Source organism: Mesorhizobium sp. P2_E7 (genome assembly GCF_056403855.1).
Window position 1 is genome coordinate 2,874,744 of the sequence record NZ_JBFUER010000001.1, and the last position, 16,604, is coordinate 2,891,347.

Here is a 16,604-nt window from a genome sequence, read left to right on the forward strand (position 1 = left end):
ATCCCACTTGCCAGGACCTGGCAGCCCATGGCCGAGATCGGTGGCTCTTCGCCGCCGGGATACGGACATCTGGACACCGTTGTAGAAGCCTGAAAATGTGAGTCCGTGGCTTGGTGGGATCGAGGCACGGGGAATAATGCTCAATCTGGAAAATATTACCGGTCACCCGGCGCTGCACCGCTGTGTCCGGACACAGGCGCTGGCGATGATCACAGCCTTCAAAGCGGACCAGCGCCGCTCTTCGGTGTTTGCCACGCAGCAGCGTTGGCTGATGGCGCATCTCGGCCTTGCCCTGCATTTCAGGCGCGATCCCGGCGACTATCGCAAGCAATTGACGACGTCGCGCTTTCTCGACGTCATCGGCCAGCACTCCGTCGCCAGCCGCAACACCGCCGATGCCTTCATCCGGGAGATGCTGCACTATAATTTCATCGAGTATCTGGAAAACAGCGAGGACAGGCGCATCCGCCCGCTGCAACCCACCGCAGCCTCGCTGGGGGCGGTGACCGGCTGGCTTCTTGCCCATCTGCAGACATTGGACAGTCTGGACGGTGCCAGCCGGCTGGCGAATTTCCTTCAACAACCCGACGGTCTTGCCAGGGTGCAGCCCCTGGTCGCCGACGGCCTGCTGTCGTCAAGTCCCGTACGCGAGCCCAAACAGACCTTCTCGTTGTTCACCTGGCTCAACAATGGCGGCGCGGTCATGGACTGGCTGATCTCGGGCATCGACCCCGACCATGGCGGGCTGGACCGGATCCCGACCGGCGTGGTGTCGATCGGCGACTTCGCCACCTGGCTGAAGCTGTCACGCACCCATCTCGCCCGCAAATTGCGCGACGCCGAAAATCTCGGCAGCGTCGGCTGGCTAGGCCAGCGCAGGCATTCGGTGATGTGGATCTCGAACAGCTTCTACCAGGAGTATATGAGCGCGCAGGCCGTCAAGCTCGCCATCATCGATAGCGCCTTCGCTGCATCGATTCCGTTGCCGGCAAGCGGAACGATGCAGGCAGCACGATAGCGATCCACCCCGACTGAATCGGGATGGATCAACTGGTCAGGGAAGCCGGCGCAGCGCCTCAGTCGATGTCGAACGACACGCCCTGGGCCAGCGGCAGCGCTTTGGAATAGTTCACCGTGTTGGTGGCACGGCGCATATAGGCCTTCCAGGCGTCCGAGCCGCTCTCGCGGCCGCCGCCGGTCTCCTTCTCGCCGCCGAACGCACCGCCGATTTCGGCGCCCGAAGTGCCGATGTTGACGTTGGCGATACCGCAGTCCGAGCCATCGACGCCAAGGAAGCGCTCGGATTCCTGCAGGTCGCGGGTGAAGATCGACGACGACAGCCCGGCGCCGACCGCATTGTGCTCGTCCAGAACGGCGTCGAAATCGGAGTATTTCATCACATAGAGGATCGGCGCGAAGGTCTCTTCAGTGACCGGCGCAACCTGCTTCGGCATTTCGACCAGCGCCGGATGCACGTAATAGGCATCGGGATGGCCGTTCTCGACCCGCGTACCGCCGGTCAATTTGCCGCCGTGAGCGGTGGCTTCCTTCAGCGCCTTCTGCATGGCATCGAACGCCGCCTTGTCGATCAGCGGACCGACAAGCGAGGACGTCTCCAACGGGTTGCCGACCGAGACGCTCTCATAGGCCTTCTTCAGGCGCGGCAGCAGCGCGTCATAGACGCTGTCATGCACGAACAGGCGCCGCAGCGTCGTGCAGCGCTGGCCGGCGGTGCCCATGGCACCGAAGGCGATGGCGCGCAGCGCCATGTCGAGATCGGCGGTCGGGCAGACGATGCCGGCATTGTTGCCGCCGAGCTCCAGCACGGCGCGGGCAAAGCGCTTGGCCAGCCTTGGGCCGACATCACGGCCCATGCGCGTCGAGCCGGTGGCCGAAACCAGCGGCACCTTGGGATGATCGACCAGGATCTCGCCGACGGCGCGATCGCCGATCAGCACCGGCGCCAGGCCCTGCGGCGCGTCAGCGCCGAAGCGCTTGACCGCGCGGGCGAAAATCGCCTCGCAGGCGAGCGCCGTCAGCGGCGTCTTTTCCGACGGCTTCCACACCACGGCATCGCCGCAGACCAGTGCCAGGGCTGCATTCCAGGACCACACCGCGACCGGGAAGTTGAAGGCCGAGATGACGCCGACGACGCCGAGCGGATGCCAGGTTTCCATCATGCGGTGGCCAGGGCGCTCGGTGGCGATGGTCAGGCCGTAGAGCTGGCGGGAAAGGCCGACGGCGAAATCGCAAATGTCGATCATTTCCTGCACTTCGCCGAGGCCTTCGGACGGGATCTTGCCGACCTCGATCGACACCAGCCGGCCAAGCTCGGCCTTGTGCGCGCGCAATTCCTCGCCGAGCAGCCGCACCAGTTCGCCGCGCCGCGGACCCGGCACCATCCGCCATGCCTGGAACGCCGTGTGCGCGGCATCAATGGTCTTGGCCGCCTCGGCCGGTGAAATCGTCTTCAGCGCCGCGATCTGCTCGCCCGTCACCGGGCTGCGCACGATGAGGTCGCCGCCGGTGAGCGCGTCCTTGGCCACGCCCAATTTCGCCAGAAGTTCTGCCGTTTCCTTCGCTATCGTCATTTTTATCCCTTTCAGATCCGCTCGCCATCATGTGGCGGCGGTCAAGCCTTCGCGCCACGTCGCCCGCGTGCCGCAGGCACCTCAGGCGCTGTCATGGCGTGGCATTACTCGTTTCAGGGGAAAATCGCCACCCCGGCATGGTCCAAGCCAGGATTGCACGATTGAGCCAGCAGGCTTCAGTGCGTTGTCTTCGCCGGCGCCTTCACGGCGCCATCCCGCATCAACCGGTCGATATGCATGCGGATATGGGCGGCTTCCGCCGCCGTGTTGGCGAGTGCGATGGCACGGTCGAAGGCGACACGCGCCTCCTCACCACGGTCGAGCTGCATCAGCAACCCACCCTTGAGGCCGAAGAAGTGGAAATAGCCGGAGAGCCGTTCGCCGAGCGGCTCGATCATGGCAAGGGCGGCTTCCGGGCCGCGCACCTTGGCGACCGCGACCGCGCGGTTCAGCGTCACCACCGGCGATGGCTGCATCCTTTCCAGCAGACTGTAGAGCAAGTCGATCTCGGTCCAGTCGGTATCCTCAGGCGTTGCCGCCCGCGCATGCAGTGCCGCAATCGCCGCCTGCACCTGATAGGGCCCGGGCTTCTGGTGGCGCAGCGCCTTGTCGACCAGCGCCAGGCCCTCGTCGATCATCTTGCGGCTCCAGAGACTGCGGTCCTGGTCGTCGAGCAGCACGATCTCGCCATTCTCGTCGAAACGGGCCGGCGCACGCGCATGCTGCAGCAACAGCAGCGCCGTCAGCCCCATGATCTCCGGCTCGGTCTGGAACAGCCGCAGCAACAGCCGCGCCAGCCGGATCGCTTCCTCGCAGAGCGGCGCGCGGGCCGGCGCCTCGCCGCTGTTGGTCGAATAGCCTTCGTTGAAGATCAGATAGACCATGGCTGCCACTGCGGCGAGCCGCTCAGACCGCTCGACCGCACCCGGGGTCTCGAACGGCACGCCGGCGTCGGCAATGCGCGCCTTGGCGCGGGTGATGCGCTGCTCCATGGCGCTTTCGCCGACCAGGAAGGCGCGCGCGATCTGCTTGACGGTGAGGCCGGAGACGATGCGCAACGCCACCGCGATCTGCTGCGTCGCCGGCAGGTCCGGATGGCAGCAGATGAACAGCAGCCGCAATATATCATCGCGGTAATGCGCGCCGTCCAGCCGCTCGGCGATATCGCTCTCGGCATCTTCGAGGTCCGAAATCTGGTCCTCTTCCGGCATCGGCGCCTGCTTGGCGCGCTTGCGCACCGCGTCGATGCCGCTGTTGCGGCCGACAAAGATCAGCCAGGCCGCCGGATCGCGCGGCGGCCCGTTTTGCGGCCAGTTCTTGAGTGCCCTCAGGCACGCGTCCTGGAAAGCCTCCTCCGCCGTATCGAGATCGCGGAAATAGCGCAGCAGCGCACCCATCGCCTGCGGGCGGGCGGCTGAGATTGCGGAGCTGATCCAGGAAAGGTCGGTCATTTCAAAACTCGGGTTGGGTCGAAGACGGAAACCGGCCGGATCTCATAGGATCCGCCGCTCGGATTGACCTCGGACAGTTCGCGCGCGAAGTCGACGGCCTCATCGAGATCGGCGCATTCGAGCGTGTAGAAGCCAAGGAACTGCTCCTTGGTCTCGGCAAACGGACCGTCGATGACGACCGATTCGCCCTTGACCTTGCGCAGCGTCGTCGCAGCAGTGGTCGGCAAAAGCCGCGCCACCGGGCCAAGCCGGCCGGCGTCAGCGTATTTTTGCTGCACATTCAGGAGTTTCGCCATCACCTCGTCATCCTGTGCCTTGCTCCAGGAGGAGACGACATCTTCGGAGGCATAGCAGAGGATAGCGTAGAGCATGGGACGTCCTTTTCTCTCATCAAAGGACGAAACAGTAGGGCCTATGCCGACATGGCGTCGACAAAAAAGTTAGGGCATTTTTTCAACCTTCGCTGGCCTTCAACCACCGCAGCACCAGCGCCTCCTCGTCGTCGAGACCGGCTATGGATCGCTTGCCTTTGTTGGCTTCCGTCATTTCGCCAAGCAGCCGCCCTTCCGACCACGCGTCGAAGACTTGCGGATGGATGTAGCATTTGCGGCAGACGGCGCGCGTGTTGCCCAGCCGCTCGGCGACCTTGTCGATGACGGTATTCATCACCCTCTTCACCCCGGCCTGGGTTTCGGGAAGCTCCGTCTGTGCAAACAGGGACGCGGCATGGATGGTGCCGCCCCAGGTGCGGAAATGCTTGGAACTGAAATCTTCTCCGACCGCCTCGCGGATGTAGCGGTTGACGTCGTCGGAGCGCACCGGATGCCTCGCTCCGTCCTCGTCCAGATACTGGAACAGTTTTTGCCCCGGAATATCCTGCGCGCCGCGCACGACGCGCGCGATGCGGCGGTCGACCAGCTTCAGTTTCCATTCCTTGCCGGATTTGCCCTTGAAGGCAAAGCGCAGGCTCGATCCCTGGATGTCGACGTGACGGTCGCGCAGCGTGGTCAGCCCAAAGCTCTTGTTGTCGCGGGCGTAGGCGGCATTGCCGACCCGGATCATGGTGTTGTCGAGCAACCAGACGATTGCCGCCACGACCCGCTCGGCTGGCAGGCCGTGGCGGCGCAAATCGGCGTCGATCCTGCGGCGCAGCTCCGGCAGGCTTTCGGCAAAGGCGACAAGGCTCGAATATTTGGCGCCATCACGCTCAGCTGCCCACAGCGGATGGTAGCAGTATTGCTTGCGCCCACGCTGGTCGCGGCCGGTCGCCTGGATATGGCCGGCGGGATCGGGCGAAATCCACACATCCGTCCATGCCGGCGGAATGGCCAGCGCCTTGATGCGGGCGATGGCCGAAGCGCTGAAGGCCTGTCCCTTAGGGCCCTTGTAGGAAAATCCCTCGCCCGCCTTCAGGCGGCGGATACCCGGCTCGCTATCGCTGACATAGATCAGCGAGGCCTGATCGGCAGAGGCTTGCGCGCCATTCGTCGGCGCACCGTTCTTTCGTGCAAGCTCCCGGGCCGCCGATGAGCCGGATAGCGACGCGGATTTGTCCAGCATGCCCTCTCCCACGGAATTTTCCCGTAGATAAGCTGCGGGACCGGCAGCTGGTTCCACCGCGTTGCTACGGAATGTCGTCGGGTCCACCAGCGGCGGCACCAGCCGACACGTCGGCCATCCAGAGGCCGCCATCGTCGACGTGAGGCGGATGGTAGTCGCGCCCGGGCGGAATCTGTTCGAACACGGCCCCTGCCTCATCGGCAAGGTAGTCATAGCCCACATCCTGCAGGAGGCCCTTTGGATCGAGGTGGTCGTAGAGATTGCGGCGGGCGATCCTCCGCTTCGGCTCCATCATTTTCAGATGATAGAGGTTGAGCCCGCTTTTGCGGGCCTTGAAACCAAGATCGGGAGGGTACCAGAGCCCATGCAGGTCCTCTGGTCGGTACTTCGCCGGATCGTAGGCTCTAAACAGACGATACTGGAACTTTTCGGCCCACAGCCCGTCAACCCGATACTCGGTCGGCGAATACAATTCGCGGAGCCGGAACCCCCAGGCCATGCGCCTGTAATCCCCCGTCAACTGTCCGATCCGCTCCGCGGCACCGCGTTCCAGCCGCTCATCGGGATCAATAGCCAGGATCCAGTCGGCGCCAGCTTCATGCGCTGCGTCGAGCAAGATCCGCCGCCGCTGCGGCTCGCTGCTGAACACGCCGGTCGCCCCGCGATCGTCATAGGCAATCCAGCCGTCGACGACCGGATCGATATTGGCGATCAGATCGGCAATCAGATGCGCGTCATAGCGATAGCTGAAAACTGCGATCGTTCTCTGCCGCGTCCAGAACAGTCGGCTCCGTCGCCAGCGTCGAGGCTTGATTTGGCTCGTTATCATCTTCTTGTTGCCGCTTTCACGCGATTTCGCACGCCAATATAGACACCCACGGATTTGACCAGCAGGGCAAGCCAGACAATTGGCATCGACATCATCGCGAAAGTTCGATCCCGATCGGAAAGCCCGATGTTCGCCAGCTTGCGGGCATTCCGCCGATCGCGAAACGTGTCGCGAAAACACCGAAACGGAGTGTTCGGGGCGGACGCTGCGAGGTAATCGCCGCGGCGACAGCCGCGCCTGTACTGATCGGCAAGCAATCTCGACAGCCGGGTTTCGTTGCGATGAACGGTTTGCACCTTAGGCTCCCAGACCGGCTGCAGTTCCTGCGGCAGCCGCCCCAGGAATTCGGTGTCTTCGGCAGCAGGCATGGTTTCATCGAACAAGCCATATTCATCGAACAGCCGCCGATCGAACGACACGCCGTAACGCAGCGCACGATCCGACGGCAGACCGGGAAGCCGTCGCATGAACATGATCAGATGAGCCGCACAGGCGATCAGATTGCGCGGATGGCTGTTCACCATGGCGCTCGCCACGGCGCGGTCGCCAGTCAGATGCCGCTGCATCCGTGCCTCGGCCCAGCCCGAACAGGCGAGGCAATCATCGGCAAGAAAGGCAACGAAAGGCGCTTTGGTGGCCGCAATGCCAAGATTGCGGGCTGCGCCGACAAACAGCCTTCGACCGACCTCGATCACTGGCACCTTGACCCCGGCGCCGGTCAGCAGCGCCAGCACCTCACCTCCGCCCGAGTTGACCACCATGATCTCGAGCGACGCATTCTGATCCAGCAAGGATGTCACCGCCTCGACGATTTGAGCCGGCGCGCGATAGCCGATGACAATGACGGCAAGCTGCGGCGGGGCTGATTCAGGCACGTTGCAACTGGGCGCGCGGAGAGGAAAAACAGCGCCGCAGCGCCAGCTTCAGCTGGTAGCGCCTGCAACGCCAGGTGTTCGACCGCGCCTTCGGCGCCGCCGCCGCGATCCTCAGGAACCGCGCCGCCGTCTCCAGATCGCCGCGCGCATAGTGAACCCGCGCGATCTTGAGGGCGACCAGCCCTTCCCTGGTCTTCAGCGACGATGGTGGGATGCCACAGTCAGTCAGCTCACGCAGCGCCAGCCGCCAGTCGAGAAAGCGGCGCACCGGCCTGATGATGAAGCGATCATCGGAACGCACTGCCGAAACGTCGTAGATCATGACGGGATGCACGATGAGGGCAAGCGACGCCCTGCCCATCAGCCTGGCCCAAAACAGCGTGTCCTCATCATAGGCAAGCCCGGTCGGGAAGCGCGTGTCGCCGACGACGCGCCGGGAAACCAGCGCACTGCCCACGGCGATCGAGCGAATGCGACCTTCCAGATAGGCCGAGGCATTGGCTATACCGTCTTCTGTGTAGCCGGCTGGAAGCTTGAGGTTCCGATTCTCGCCATCGGTGCGCCGACGGTAGGCGCCGACCACCATGTCAGCGGTCGGCTGCTCCCCCGCCCGGACCAGCATCGACCGCAGCCCGCCCTCCAGATGCACGTCGTCGGCGTCGATCAGGTAGATCCAGGAGCATTGCGCCCGCGCCAGCGCCACATTGCGGGAGCCGCCCGCGTCCCGGCAGCTGCTCTTGAGCACGCGCAACGGCAACGAGAATTGCGTGGCGGCATTCAGCGCGGCTTCTGCCGTCCCGTCCGAGGAGGAATCGTCGACCAGCAGCACCTCGCCGATAACCTCGGCTTCAGAACGAAGCGAGGCCAGCGTGGCCGCTATGGTTGCCGCCGCATTGTGCGCCGGGATGATGACACTGATTGCCGTCAATACCGAACTCCGCATCGGCATGCCTGCCGACCGATCCTCCCCGAAGTTTCGACCGAGCATAACGGGCATGGCCGTTGTTGAGAAGCTGTGCTTCGAGGCTGTCAGGCCTTCTCGAGCGCGACCGGGATGACATCGACCGCCTGGTCGCCGACCTGACCGCCGGTGGTCTTCAGCACGCCGACGATCGGCGCCACGTCGGAATAATCGCGGCCGTAGCCGACGGTGATGTGGTCGTTGCTGGCCCGCATGCCGTTGGTCGGGTCGAATTCCTGCCAGCCGGCATCGCGCCCGCACCACACCTTGACCCAGGCGTGCATGGCGTCGGCGCCTTCGAGCCGCGGCTTACCCTTGGGTGGAATGGTGCGCAGGAAGCCGCTGACATAGCCGGCCGGGATGCCCAGCCCGCGCAAGCCCGCGATCATGATGTGGGAGAAATCCTGGCAGACGCCGCGCTTCAGACGGAAAGCGTCGCTGGCCCTGGTATGAACGGTGGTCGCCTCACCATCATAGGTGAAGTCGCGGTGGATGCGGTTGCACAGGTCGATGGCCGTGCCGACCGTCGAGCCGCCGGCGCTGCCGCGTGCATAGGCGGTGATCGCCGCATCGATGCCGGCATGATCGCTGGCCGTGAGAAAGTGATGCGGTGCGTCAGGCGCCAGTGACCGCACCGCGCCGAGTTCTTCCCTCAGGCGCTGCAAGTCGGGCGACACATCGAGCCCAGGCTCCGGCCGAGACACCGACACGCGCGCGCTCATCCTGATGTCGAGCCCGTCATGGACATCGCGAAAGGCGATCGCGGTGACATTGTTGCCGAAGAAATCAGTAAAATCCGTGCGCTCCGACGGGGTCGGCACAAATGAAAGCGAGGCGGCGACCACGCGCTGCACGCCGGCAATGGTCTGTGGCAACACACGCACCTGATGTCGGCTGCCGCCGGCCGCGGCGTCATAGTCGTAGCTGAGATGAAGCCTGATGTCGTACAGCATGTTAACCGAAGTAGGCTTTGGCGAGGCTGTTGTAGAGGTTGCCGATCTCGGTGGCGAGATCGTCAAGCACCTCCGCCGACATTTCCGAGGGCTCCATGACGGCAATTGCCGTGTTGAGCTGCAGGATTTCCTTGGCCGCCACCGACATGTGCCCCTCCGGGCCAACCGACGGCAACAGGCCAATTTCCGCCTTCAGCCTTTCGAGCTGGAACAGGATCGACCGCGGGTTGAGCGGGTCGAGCGCCAAGAGGTCGATCACCGTGCGCCGCCCCGCCCGCACCGGATACTGCCGGCGATGGGTCATGACGCTGTCGCCGATCTCCAGCATCATGTCGAGCGCGCCATCAGGTGCTTTTGCCCTGGTCAGGCGGGCAAGCGTGCGGGCGATCTGGATGCCGCGCTCGATGCGCCGGCCGATCTCGAGGAAACGCCAGCCGGTGAAGCGGTACATGTTCTCATGCAGCAGGCCGGAAAAACCAGCGAGCTTGCGCAGCATCACCGTCATCGCTCGCGTCGCATCGTCCCCCGGCGCCACTGTCGTGGCGAACTGGTGAATGGTCTTCGACAGATCCTTCAGCGCAAGCCAGCCATCGGGTGAAAACCGGTCGCGGATCTGTCCGGCGCTGTAGACGGCGCTGTCCAGCGTGCCGATCAATCCGGGCGGAATGGCCGATTCGAGGTCGATGCCGAACGGTTCGAGATAATCCCTGATATCGACGAGCAGCGGCATGTCCGGATCGGACGTCTCGGCCAGCCGTACATGATAGGCGCGCAGGATACGCACCGTATCTTCCGAGCGCTCGATGTAGCGGCCGAGCCAGGTCAGGTTTTCGGCCGCACGGCTGGGCAGGCTGCCCGGCATGGTGCGGGCAAAACTGTCATGCTCCTGCGGCAGCAGCGTCTCGCGCTCGACCGGCTTCTCGCTGACCACCCAGACGTCGGCCGCCTGTCCGCCGCGCTGCATGGCGATGGCCGTCGGGTCGAGCGACAGGCCGACTCGGGCGAAACCGCCCGGCATCACCGTCCAGCCCTCGGGCGTACGCGCCAGATAGACACGCAGGCTCGCCGGCCGGGGCTCGAGCCAGCCGCCGACATAGACCGGCGTCGTCGACAGCGTCACCGCTTCCTGGCCGACGAAACCGCCGCCGTCGCTCTCGATGCGCGCAATCAGAGCGGCACGTTCTTCCGGCGTCAGTGCCGATCCAAGCCTGGTTTGGTCGTCGTCCTCGAAGGCAAGTCGCGTCGACAGAGCCGGGCCGACGACCATACGGTCGAGATTGGCAAGCACATGCCGGCGTTCGCTGTCCTGCCCGCACCACCAGGTGGCGACGCTCGGCAACAAAAGCTCTTCGCCGCGCAATGCGCGCGAGATCTTCGGCAGGAAGGCGAGCAGCGCTCGCGTTTCCATCAGGCCCGACCCCAGCGCATTGACCGTCGATACGGCGCCGCGGCGGATCGCCTCGACCAGTCCCGGCGTGCCGATCTGCGAGTCTGGTCTGAGTTCCAGCGGGTCGGCGAAGGCGGCGTCGAGCCGCCGCCACAGCACGCTGATCGGCATCAGGCCGGAAACCGTGCGCACCATCAGCTTGCCGCCGGACACGGTCAGGTCCTCGCCCTCGAGCAGCATGATGCCGAGATAGCGGGCGATATAGGCGTGTTCGTAATAGGTCTCGTTGAGCGGCCCCGGCGTCAGGATGGCGACGCGGCCGTCATTTTCCTTGGCCATGCCGATCAGCGCGTCGCGAAAACGGCGGAAGAAACCGGCAAGACGATGCACATGCATCTCGCCATAGATGTCGGACAGCGCACGCGTGGTGGCGACGCGGTTTTCCAGCGCAAAGCCGGCGCCCGACGGCGCCTGCGTGCGGTCGCCCAGCACCCACCAGCTTCCGTCTGGCCCGCGGCCGAGCTCGAAGGCGCAAAAATGCAGGAAATGGCCGCTGGCCGGCCTCGTGCCGGCGACCGGCCGCAAATATTCAGGGCTCGCCGCAATCAATCCCGCCGGGAGGATGCCCTTCTCGATCAGCCGGTTCGGCCCATAGATATCGGCGACTATTTCCTCGAACAGGTCGGCTCGCTGGACGAGGCCGGCGCTGATCTCGGCCCATTCCTTGTCCTCGATCAGCAGCGGGATATGCGCCAGCGGCCATTCGCGCTCATTGGCGCCGGCCTTGTCGTAGACGCGGTAATAGACGCCGGCGTCGCGCAGATACTGATCGGCGCGGGCGAAGCGCTGGCCGAGCTTTTCCGGGCCAAGCTCTTCCAGCGCATCGATGAAGTTCTTCCACACCGGGCGCGGATTGCCCGCTGCATCGACCATTTCGTCGACGACGCCGTCAATCGGCTGGTAGTGCTCCAGCAGACTGTGCCTCAGCGGCTTGCCGCGCAGCTTTTTGTGATTCCCCTTTGCCATCGCTGATCAGAGTCTTGCCGGCCGCCTGAGGTCAAGGGTCATCGGGAAGTCTTCAGAGGCTTCTTCGTTGCGCAGCACATAGGCCGACGGCGTGTGGCCACGCGGCTCGAAGCGGGCAAGCCGTCGCGCCTCGGCCTCATTGCCATTGACCGGGAAGGTGTCGTAGCTGCGCCCGCCGGGATGCGCGACATGATAGACGCAGCCGCCCACCGCCCGGCCCGACCAGCGGTCGTAGATGTCGAAGACCAGCGGCGTGTTGACCGGCAGCGCCGGATGCAGACCCGACGCCGGCTGCCAGGCCTTGAAGCGCACGCCGGCTACCGCGACCTCGCGATTGTCGGTCACCTTCATCGGCACGACGCGGCCGTTGCAGACGATGGCATGACGTTCCGGGTTGAGGCCCTCGGTCCTGACCTGCAGCCTTTCGACCGAGGAGTCGACGAAGCGCACGGTGCCGCCAATGGCGCCCTGCTCGCCCATGACATGCCACGGCTCCAGCGCCTGCCGCAGTTCCAGCTTGATGCCGGCATGCTGAACCTCGCCGCAGAAGGGAAAGCGGAATTCGAGCTGCGCGTCGAACCATTCGGGACGGAACTCGAAACCGTTCAATTTGAGGTCGTCGAGCACGTCGAGAAAATCCGCCCAGACATAGTGCGGCAGCATGAAACGGTCGTGCAACGAGGTGCCCCAGCGCACGAAGCGGCCGTCGAGCGGGTTCTTCCAGGCGCGGGCGATGATCGCGCGGACCAGCAATTGCTGCGCCAGCGACATGCGCGCATTGGGCGGCATCTCGAAACCGCGGAACTCGACCAGGCCGAGCCGCCCGGTCGGCCCGTCCGGCGAAAACAGTTTGTCGATGCAGATTTCGGACCGATGCGTATTGCCGGTGACGTCGGTGAGCAGATTGCGGAACAGCCGGTCGACCAGCCACGGCAAGGGTGCATTGCCCTGGTCCGGGTGCGGCACCTGCGCCATCGCGATTTCGAGCTCATACAGCGAATCGTGCCGCGCCTCGTCGAAACGCGGCGCCTGGCTGGTCGGGCCGATGAACAGGCCGGAAAACAGATAGGACAGCGACGGGCGCCGCTGCCATTGCAGCACCAGGCTCTTCAACAGATCCGGCCGGCGCAGGAACGGGCTGTCATTGGGCGTTGCGCCGCCGACCACGACATGGTTGCCGCCGCCGGTGCCGGTGTGGCGGCCGTCGATCATGAACTTGTCGGCGCCGAGGCGCGTCTGCCGCGCTTCTTCGTAAATCGCGGTCGTCGTCGCCACACAGTCTTGCCAATTCGAAGCCGGATGGATGTTGACCTCGATGACGCCGGGATCGGGCGCCACGCGGATGACGTTGAGGCGCGGATCGTGCGGCGGGCCATAGCCTTCGATGTGCACGGGAAGACCGATCGCCTTTGCCGCATTCTCGGCGGCTGCGACCAGTTCGAGATAATCTTCCAGCGCCTCGACCGGCGGCATGAACACGCAGAGCCGTCCCTCGCGCGGCTCGACCGAAAGTGCCGTGCGCACCGCGCCGCCGATCTCGGTGATTTCCTGCTCGACCCTGTCCTGCTGGCCGGTCGTCGCGGTGAAAGAAATCGCCTGCTGGCGGCGCGCCATTTCGTCGGCGCCTTCCAGTTCTGCCGGAGCTGGCAGTATGGCTTCACGCGCCGGCAGCGGTCCACGCGGCAGCGACGGGTCGACCGGCACGATGTAGGGGAATTGCGCCGGCGGTACGTAAGGCAGCGTGCCCAATGGCAGGCGGTAGCCTACCGGTGAATCGCCAGGCACCAGGAACAGCCGGCCACGCCTGGTCTTCCATTTCTCCGAGCGCCAGCGCGGATCCGAAGCCTGGCTGTTCCAGCGCTGTACCGGCAGCACATAGCCGGACGGCTTAGTCAGCCCACGCTCGAACACTTTCGTCATGCGGCTGCGCTCTTCAGGGTCTTCCAGCTTGGAATTGGACGGATCGACATTGTCGGGCAGTTTGCCTTCCTTGAGCAGCCATTCGGCCGGATCCTCATAGGCTTCGCTGACCATAGCCTTGTCGATGCCGAGTTCGCCGGCAATCGCCGTCAGCAGGCTTTCGGCCTGCTGCGGTCCGACCGTTGCGTCGCTCTTTTCGCGTGCGATCAGCGATGGATCGCTCCACACCGGCTGGCCATCGGTGCGCCAATAGAGCGAGAAGGTCCAGCGCGGCAGGCTTTCGCCGGGATACCATTTGCCCTGGCCATAATGCAGGAAGCCGCCTGGCGCGAAACGTTCGCGCAGTTTGCGGATCAGCGCATCGGCCTTTTCGCGCTTGGTCGGGCCGACGGCGGCGGTGTTCCATTCGGCGGACTCGAAATCGTCAATGGAGACAAAAGTCGGCTCACCGCCCATGGTCAACCTGACGTCGCCAGCCTGGAGCGCGGCGTCGACCTTGTTGCCCAGCGCATCCAGCGCCTGCCAGCTTTCATCCGAAAACGGCTTGGTGATACGCGGATGCTCGGCGATGCGGTCGACCCGCATGTCGAAGCCGAATTCGACATTGGCAAAGCTCGCCATGCCGGAAATCGGTGCGGCATTGCGGAAATGTGGCGTTGCCGCCAGCGGCAGATGGCTTTCGCCGGTGAGCAGGCCCGAGGTCGGGTCGAAGCCGATCCAGCCGGCGCCCGGCAGGTAGACCTCGCACCAGGCATGCAAATCGGTGAAGTCGACGGCGGTTCCGGCCGGGCCATCGAGCGCCACCAGATCGGGCTTGAGCTGGATCAGGTAGCCGGAGACGAAGCGCGCGGCGATGCCGAGGTTGCGCAGGATCTGCACCAGCAGCCAGCTCGAATCCCGGCACGAGCCTTTTTTCGCGGCCAGCGTTTCCTCCGGCGAGAACACGCCGGTTTCCATACGCACGATATAGGCGATCTCGCGCTGCAGCCGCGCATTGAGGTCGACGACGAAATTGACGGTGTTGGTGGCGCTACGGTCGATCGTTGCGAGGAAAGCCGAAAGCAGCGGCCCGGCCGGCTCCGGCGTGCGATAGATGGCGAGGTCGTCCCTGATGTCTTCCGGATACTCGAACGGAAAGGTCTCGGCCGCCGGCTCGACGAAGAAATCGAACGGATTGTAGACCGTCATGTCGGCGACAAGATCGACCTCGATCTTCAATTCCGTCACCGGCTCCGGGAAGACGAAGCGGGCGAGGAAATTGCCGTAGGGGTCCTGCTGCAGATTGACGAAGTGGTTAGCCGGCCCGACTTTCAGCGAATGGCTGAGCACCTTGGTGCGGGAATGCGGCGCCGGCTGCAGCCTGATGACCTGGGGCCCGAGCACCACGGGCCGGTCATATTTGTAATGGGTCAGGTGGTAGACGGCTGCCAGAATTGCCATGGGGCCCCGGAGAACGGCGTTTCAAACGAATTCGCCGAACCCTGACACATCTGCTGGCCAATCTCCAAGCACAGATGTTGCGGTGCACCTAATTTAAGCAGCTAACGACTGCGCTGGCGGCTGGTTCCACCGGCTTCCAGCCTCTGCGACTAGCGAGGGCTTTCGCGTCTTCGTCATCCTGGGGCGAAGCAAGGAGCGCAGCGACGCGGCGTAGACCCCGGGATCCATGCCGTTACGCCGATCGAAGAACGCAACGGCGCAGAAAGAACCCGTTTTCGACCTGCCCCGGAAATTCACCGCAGCGGCGCCTTGACGTCGCGGCAAGGATCCTCGGGTCAAGCCCGAGGATGACGACGCAGAGGGCTCAGAAGAACGCCTGGATACCGGTCTGCGCCCTTCCCAGGATCAGCGCGTGCACGTCATGCGTGCCCTCATAGGTGTTGACCGTCTCCAGGTTCTGCGCGTGGCGCATGACGTGGTAGCCGATCTGGATGCCGTTGCCGCCATGCATGTCGCGGGCCTGGCGGGCAATGTCGAGCGCCTTGCCGCAATTGTTGCGCTTGACGATCGAGATCATTTCCGGCGCCATCTTGCCCTCGTCCATCAGACGGCCAACGCGCAAGCTGCCTTGCAGGCCAAGCGCGATTTCGGTCTGCATATCCGCGAGCTTCTTCTGGAACAGCTGGGTGCCGGCCAGCGGCTTGCCGAACTGCTTGCGGTCGAGGCCATACTGACGCGCCCGGTGCCAGCAATCCTCGGCCGCGCCCATGGCGCCCCAGGAAATGCCGTAGCGGGCACGGTTGAGGCAGCCGAACGGGCCGCCGAGGCCCTTGGCGTTGGGCAGCAGCGCGTCTTCGCCCACTTCTACGCCTTCCATCACCACCTCGCCGGTGATCGATGCGCGCAGGCTAAGCTTGCCGCCAATCTTCGGCGCCGACAGGCCCTTCATGCCCTTCTCCAGCACGAAGCCGCGGATTTCGTCCTTCCCGTTCTCGCCCTTGAGCTTCGCCCAGACGACGAACACGTCGGCGATCGGCGCGTTGGAGATCCACATTTTCGAGCCGGAGATTTTGTAGCCATTCGCGGTCTTCTCGGCGCGCGTCTTCATGCCGCCCGGATCGGAGCCGGCGTCCGGCTCGGTCAGGCCGAAGCAGCCGATCCATTCACCGGAAGCGAGCTTCGGCAAATATTTCTTGCGCTGCGCTTCCGAGCCATAGGCATGGATCGGATACATGACCAGCGACGACTGCACCGACATCATCGAGCGATAGCCGGAATCGACACGCTCGACCTCGCGCGCCACCAGCCCGTAGGTGACGTAATTGGCGCCGAGCCCACCATACTCCTCCGGAATGGTGATGCCGAGCAGGCCGGCCTCGCCCATTTCACGAAAAATGCCGGCATCGGTCTTTTCCTCGAGATAGGCTTCCTCGATGCGCGGCGCCAACTTGTCGGCGGCGAAGGCAGCCGCGCCATCGCGCACCATGCGCTCATCCTCCGAAAGCTGGTTCTCGATCAGGAAAGGGTCTTCCCAGACGAACGCGTTCTTGTCGGCGGCCATGGCTCGGTCTCTCCCAGCGAAAATCTTGATTGCCCGGGCTTATCCGCCTC

Annotated in this window: 12 protein-coding genes; 1 reads left to right on the top strand and 11 read right to left on the bottom strand. The window is 64.3% G+C overall.

Going from position 1 to position 16,604, the window contains the following annotated elements:
• Window positions 1-136 precede the first annotated feature (136 nt).
• Window positions 137-1,018: a hypothetical protein gene (locus tag AC1DYC_RS14175; protein WP_477407174.1), complete on the top strand. Its 882-nt coding sequence runs from the start codon at window positions 137-139 to the stop codon at window positions 1,016-1,018.
• 58 nt (window positions 1,019-1,076) lie between these two features.
• Here the strand turns inward: AC1DYC_RS14175 and amaB are convergent, their stop codons facing one another.
• The 11 genes from amaB to AC1DYC_RS14230 form a co-directional block, all read right to left on the bottom strand.
• On the bottom strand, window positions 1,077-2,591 hold the full coding sequence (gene amaB, locus AC1DYC_RS14180; RefSeq protein ID WP_477407176.1) for an L-piperidine-6-carboxylate dehydrogenase: 1,515 nt from the start codon (window positions 2,589-2,591) through the stop codon (window positions 1,077-1,079).
• Window positions 2,592-2,767: 176 nt separating this feature from the next.
• On the bottom strand, window positions 2,768-4,042 hold the full coding sequence (locus tag AC1DYC_RS14185; RefSeq protein ID WP_477407178.1) for an RNA polymerase sigma factor: 1,275 nt from the start codon (window positions 4,040-4,042) through the stop codon (window positions 2,768-2,770).
• Window positions 4,039-4,413: a YciI family protein gene (locus AC1DYC_RS14190; protein WP_477288209.1), complete on the bottom strand. Its 375-nt coding sequence runs from the start codon at window positions 4,411-4,413 to the stop codon at window positions 4,039-4,041. Before AC1DYC_RS14190 ends, AC1DYC_RS14185 begins: the two co-directional genes overlap by 4 nt.
• Before the next feature lie 82 nt (window positions 4,414-4,495).
• Window positions 4,496-5,602, bottom strand: a complete 1,107-nt coding sequence (locus tag AC1DYC_RS14195; RefSeq protein WP_477407180.1) for a DNA topoisomerase IB — start codon at window positions 5,600-5,602, stop codon at window positions 4,496-4,498.
• A 64-nt stretch (window positions 5,603-5,666) separates the two neighbouring features.
• Window positions 5,667-6,431, bottom strand: a complete 765-nt coding sequence (locus AC1DYC_RS14200) for a glycosyltransferase family protein (RefSeq protein ID WP_477407182.1) — start codon at window positions 6,429-6,431, stop codon at window positions 5,667-5,669.
• Window positions 6,428-7,306 (bottom strand): glycosyltransferase family 2 protein, encoded by an 879-nt coding sequence (locus tag AC1DYC_RS14205; RefSeq protein ID WP_477407184.1) that lies wholly within the window; start codon window positions 7,304-7,306, stop codon window positions 6,428-6,430. Before AC1DYC_RS14205 ends, AC1DYC_RS14200 begins: the two co-directional genes overlap by 4 nt.
• Window positions 7,299-8,234: a glycosyltransferase family 2 protein gene (locus AC1DYC_RS14210; RefSeq protein WP_477407185.1), complete on the bottom strand. Its 936-nt coding sequence runs from the start codon at window positions 8,232-8,234 to the stop codon at window positions 7,299-7,301. Before AC1DYC_RS14210 ends, AC1DYC_RS14205 begins: the two co-directional genes overlap by 8 nt.
• 101 nt (window positions 8,235-8,335) lie before the next feature.
• Window positions 8,336-9,220: a transglutaminase family protein gene (locus tag AC1DYC_RS14215; RefSeq protein ID WP_477407187.1), complete on the bottom strand. Its 885-nt coding sequence runs from the start codon at window positions 9,218-9,220 to the stop codon at window positions 8,336-8,338.
• Between the two features lies 1 nt (window position 9,221).
• Window positions 9,222-11,633, bottom strand: a complete 2,412-nt coding sequence (locus tag AC1DYC_RS14220) for a circularly permuted type 2 ATP-grasp protein (protein WP_477407189.1) — start codon at window positions 11,631-11,633, stop codon at window positions 9,222-9,224.
• Window positions 11,634-11,639: 6 nt separating this feature from the next.
• Complete coding sequence (locus AC1DYC_RS14225) at window positions 11,640-14,993, bottom strand: transglutaminase family protein (RefSeq protein ID WP_477407191.1); 3,354 nt, start codon at window positions 14,991-14,993, stop codon at window positions 11,640-11,642.
• Window positions 14,994-15,357: 364 nt separating this feature from the next.
• Window positions 15,358-16,554, bottom strand: a complete 1,197-nt coding sequence (locus tag AC1DYC_RS14230) for an acyl-CoA dehydrogenase (RefSeq protein WP_477407193.1) — start codon at window positions 16,552-16,554, stop codon at window positions 15,358-15,360.
• Window positions 16,555-16,604 lie beyond the last annotated feature (50 nt).

Bases quoted from the DNA above. Each gene is read 5' to 3' on its own strand.
- AC1DYC_RS14175 (WP_477407174.1), top strand. From the start codon at position 137: ATGCTCAATCTGGAAAATATTACCGGTCACCCGGCGCTGCACCGCTGT.
- amaB (WP_477407176.1), bottom strand. From the start codon at position 2,591: ATGACGATAGCGAAGGAAACGGCAGAACTTCTGGCGAAATTGGGCGTG.
- AC1DYC_RS14185 (WP_477407178.1), bottom strand. From the start codon at position 4,042: ATGACCGACCTTTCCTGGATCAGCTCCGCAATCTCAGCCGCCCGCCCG.
- AC1DYC_RS14190 (WP_477288209.1), bottom strand. From the start codon at position 4,413: ATGCTCTACGCTATCCTCTGCTATGCCTCCGAAGATGTCGTCTCCTCC.
- AC1DYC_RS14195 (WP_477407180.1), bottom strand. From the start codon at position 5,602: ATGCTGGACAAATCCGCGTCGCTATCCGGCTCATCGGCGGCCCGGGAG.
- AC1DYC_RS14200 (WP_477407182.1), bottom strand. From the start codon at position 6,431: ATGATAACGAGCCAAATCAAGCCTCGACGCTGGCGACGGAGCCGACTG.
- AC1DYC_RS14215 (WP_477407187.1), bottom strand. From the start codon at position 9,220: ATGCTGTACGACATCAGGCTTCATCTCAGCTACGACTATGACGCCGCG.
- AC1DYC_RS14220 (WP_477407189.1), bottom strand. From the start codon at position 11,633: ATGGCAAAGGGGAATCACAAAAAGCTGCGCGGCAAGCCGCTGAGGCAC.
- AC1DYC_RS14225 (WP_477407191.1), bottom strand. From the start codon at position 14,993: ATGGCAATTCTGGCAGCCGTCTACCACCTGACCCATTACAAATATGAC.
- AC1DYC_RS14230 (WP_477407193.1), bottom strand. From the start codon at position 16,554: ATGGCCGCCGACAAGAACGCGTTCGTCTGGGAAGACCCTTTCCTGATC.